Here is a 4,239-nt window from a genome sequence, read left to right on the forward strand (position 1 = left end):
ATGACAGACAATACGATTCCTCCAAGATTGGTAAGACACACCTCCATTCCTGTCTCATTACGCAACACATAGAGTCTGGTAGAACATCCATCGAATTCCGATCTGAAATCCTCATGACGTAATCCGGAAAGAGTTTCTTTTGTCACCTCCATCATGCCTCGGGATATTCAGTACATAACAGATGCTCAGGAGCCTCGTCTTCTTCGATCCTTGGAAACCTCCCCTTGGGAACAAGGAAACGGTTGTCGGCAGCATCGTCATTGGTAGTGGAAACCTCACCCACAAGGCAATCTCCTCCCTCACCCCAGAATTTATGATATAGATAGGGCACATAAGTAATGCTGTGACCAGGTTCGATCCTGATTGTCTCTCCGGGAGCTACACGCGTTTTAACACCATCAATCGAAACCTCGATCTCCTTGTCCGTAGGCTGTTCGGTCTCTCGGTCCGCCATCCAGAGTTTCATGCACAAAGTGCCTCCGCCTCGATTTATGATGTCTTCAGTCTTTAGCCAATGGAAATGTTCGGGTGTAACCTGATTCTCCTTTACCACCATGATTTTCTCGCAATATGGTTTAGGATAACGCCCGTCACCATGTTTACCGTTACGGATGGTTATCAGCGTCAAACCTATGTTGTCGAAATCTCCCCAGCCGAAATCCGTAAGATCCCAGCCGAGAGAACAATCGCGTATCTCATCGCATTCCTTGCCTTTTGATTTCCAATCTTCAGGAGTCCAGTAAACCCACTGCGGAAGATGAAAATTAAGTTTCGCCATAAGAGCCTTCGCCTCAGCTATATTTTTGTTTATTTCACTACGTTTCATAATTTATAATCTATTGTTAAGGTTTTTGAAATCCACAATCACAAGCAGTGTATGAAGCTGAAAGAATTTCAGAAGCTGGTTGAAATCACTTCAATACCTGTCTTTAAGAAGATCAGCCAGAGGAATAGCCTGGAACTGAATGTCAGCCTGACTTCCTTCATAGAATATACCTATTGTCTCGTTGTCTATGGAAGTCATGCAGGAGTAGCCGGCTCCCCATTCTCCGTCGAGCAGCATCCAGTATTCCTCCGGCCATGTTTCCCCGTCATCGAAACTCACTTTTATAGTGTGCCTGATTCGACGGTCTGTATCAGAAGGATTGGAGAAAAGCAACACATGCTTTTCAGTACCGTTCCGCTTGTAGTCATGGCGATACAAGGATCCTTGACATGCCGGTTCCACAAGTGCTTTTCTTGAAGTCTGATGCTCCGTCCAGGTCTTGCCCATGTCTTTTGTCACAGCAATGGCACGACCGTTACCGGTCTTTAGCCTACGGTTAGCCCTATGGCGCGCATTAAGCATCAGAGAACCGTCAGACAGTTCCACCACCTGGCATTCATTGGTATTGAACGTGGCGGGAGCACCGCAAGTCCATGTCTTTCCCTGGTCGCGGGAATATATTATGGTGGAATAGGCCCCGCCTGTGCTGTCTCTGCCCTCCGCCGGAAAAACAAGAGTTCCGTCTTTCATCACAATACCTCTGCCAGGAGCCGGAGCAAGCAGCCAATGTACACTATCTTTCACTTGACGCGTGATATTCACAGGCTCGCTCCATGTCTGCCCGTCGTCATGGCTCTTTGAAATGAGAAACTGTGAACTCCTCTTTATGTCATATCCGGGTTGTGAGCCGCACGACCTCCATTGGTGGTTCCATACGGTAGATGTATCTGTCAGATTCTCCACCCACTTGCCATCTTTTGGGTCAAGGATTCCATGCATCCACAAACCTGTTGCATATACCACGTCCTCTTTAGGATCATACAGCACGGAGCCATCGCTTACACCATTGTAACGTTCCGGAAGTCCGCCATATTCGCCCATGTCTATTGATTTTATCACCGGTCCCCATGTGCGTCCGCCGTCGGTGGAACGGTTGATCACTATGTCAATATCCCCCTGCAGGTCATCATCTCTTTCATTGCGGGCATCATACAAGGCAATAAGAGTTCCCTTTGAGGTCGTTTCCAACCCCGGGATACGCGAAGTGTGTATGCCATCCTGACCGGGGTTGCGCACAGCCACGCCGATTCGTCTTATAACTGGAACGAAATTCACTGGTATTGCCATTCCGTCTGAGGCTTTTACCTCCAATGCTGACACAACGAGCTTCGCTTTCGGAGAAAATGCTGATTTATCAAGATTCACAGTCACCCAGCACTCAATAGTATCTGACATCGCCTTATATCCTGGCCTGAAGTGTATTGTCCTGCCCGCAGGCTGCGCTACCGACAGCATGCTACCGGGGTCTTTTCTGCCATACTGATCTTTTTTTGTACCGGTAAAGAGAGAGGCCGACCTCACTCCATTTCCCGGAAGGGACGACCCCTTCAGTGAAACCTTTATTTCATTCAAATACCATGGTTTGTCACCATTGCCGACAACACGAAAATGCAAAACCGGACTATATTCCTTATGTGACAGCACCGGAACGTCAAGTGCCAGCATCTCTACCGTGGTTCCCTCGGCGGAGCCCGGAGGCACCGCCAGAGAGATTACAGACCACAGTGTGACCAACAGCGTTTTTTTACGGATCTTTCCCATTATTTAGAAGCTTCTGTTTATTTATAACCTTCCGTCTGCTCTATTCTTGGATTTGTAGTTATGCAGACATTCGCCACCGGCCATAGAGTGACGTTTTTCTCGCCCTCTCGACCCACAAGTGTGGAAATCAGTTCAAACTCAGTGTTTGTGCGCAGATACAGCCACCACATCTTCCCTTCTGCAACAAACTCCATCTTTGACTCGTTTATGATTCCCTCTGTCACGCCGCGTTTGTCGAGATTCTTATAATACTCGTCAATGCCGCGTGCACGCTTTGCCACCTCATTCAAAGCGGCTGTTGCCGTTGCGATGTCATCCATCCCGTTTGCAGCTTCCGCCTTGAGCAGATATGCCTCTGCCAGACGATAAAGCGGCATGTCATTGTCAAAGACACGGGTATTGCTTTCCCACGACCCTTTGAACTTGATTATGATTCTGTCTACAAGTACCGACTGGGTAATAAACGGTTCTGTGTATATTCTGAGACTTGCCGCCCCTCTGACATCATCAGGAGCGCTCAGAAGGAAATCACGGTACTCGTCTGTGACAACAACATACTGCGCATGAGATCCGGTCGGCACATAATCCGGACCGAAGCCGTTTGCTTCAAGACGGGTCGCATCGTTACGCGGAGCAAGATAATAGGAATATGAATTGGGAGAAGAACCTGCCGTTACATTCTCACCCACAGTAAAGGGGAAAGTAAGTATGAANTCGTTGTTGTTCTCATTGTCGGTTCTGAAAATATCCGCCCATTTCGGCAACAGTTCATATCCCGCTCCGATCACATCATTCGCGGCGGCAAGAGCTGTGGCAAAACTGTCACGACCGCCTCCAAGACGAGAAGCTTTCCAAAGATAATAATCCGCCTTAAGCATATTGATAGCCGCAGGTGACGCCTGATGCAGTTTCTTTCCCGGAGGCATGAGTCGCAAAGCCTCAGTTATGTCGGACTCTATAAGAGCAAACAGCTGTGCCACAGGTGTGCGTGTCGGATACATATCTTCCTGGCGTTCTGACTCAAAACCTCTGGTAAGAAGAGGAGCGTCACCCCAGGTTCTTGCTATATAATAATAACACAATGCACGTACAAAATACGCATTGGCAAGAGCCTCATCACGATCTGTCGACTTGACAAACGTAATGTCCGGCACATGTCGCAATATAAGGTTTGCGGCATTTACAGTCTGATAAAGGCTGTTCCAGTTCGTGCCCGCATCGTCCATCATGATAACATTCGTTCCCACTCTGTTGAAGAACGCGTCATTGACATTACCTGATTTATACAGATTTGATCTCAGTTCTCCCCAGACCACCATACCATCTGCCATTGTTGAACGAAGAAGAGTATAGAGTCCGTTGACTGCCGTCTCGGCATCACTTTCCTCGTTCCACATAGAACGGGAAGTAAGCTGACTTGGCTGCGTAACATTCAAATCATCGTGACACGCGGTAAGACCGCATGTTGCGCATATCAGAAGCGCGCCTGAAATTATTCTCGTTTTCATAATTATTCTTTTAAATGGCAATTAGAATGATACTTTCACACTGAAGGAGAACTTTCTGATCGGGGGATAGTTGTTGGTACCCGAATAAGAGTCAGTGGTTCCCACCTCAGGCGACATTCCTATTACGTTGGTATAATAATGGAG

General features: G+C 47.7%; 3 protein-coding genes. All 3 read right to left on the minus strand.

All coding sequences use genetic code 11. The features are described 5' to 3' along the window. Positions 1-151: 151 nt before the first annotated feature. Positions 152-826 (minus strand): D-lyxose/D-mannose family sugar isomerase, encoded by a 675-nt coding sequence (locus JX312_RS09760; protein ID WP_128707405.1) that lies wholly within the window; start codon positions 824-826, stop codon positions 152-154. Between the two features lie 90 nt (positions 827-916). Beyond that, positions 917-2,587 carry a sialidase family protein gene (locus JX312_RS09765; RefSeq protein WP_239653883.1) on the minus strand — a complete coding sequence of 557 codons (1,671 nt, stop codon included), beginning with the start codon at positions 2,585-2,587 and terminating at the stop codon, positions 917-919. 17 nt (positions 2,588-2,604) lie between these two features. Further along, positions 2,605-4,095 (minus strand): RagB/SusD family nutrient uptake outer membrane protein, encoded by a 1,491-nt coding sequence (locus tag JX312_RS09770; RefSeq protein WP_204457858.1) that lies wholly within the window; start codon positions 4,093-4,095, stop codon positions 2,605-2,607. Positions 4,096-4,239 lie beyond the last annotated feature (144 nt).

Origin of the sequence: Barnesiella sp. CU968 (assembly GCF_905219685.1) — a bacterium.
Taxonomy (GTDB): domain Bacteria; phylum Bacteroidota; class Bacteroidia; order Bacteroidales; family Muribaculaceae; genus Lepagella; species Lepagella muris_A.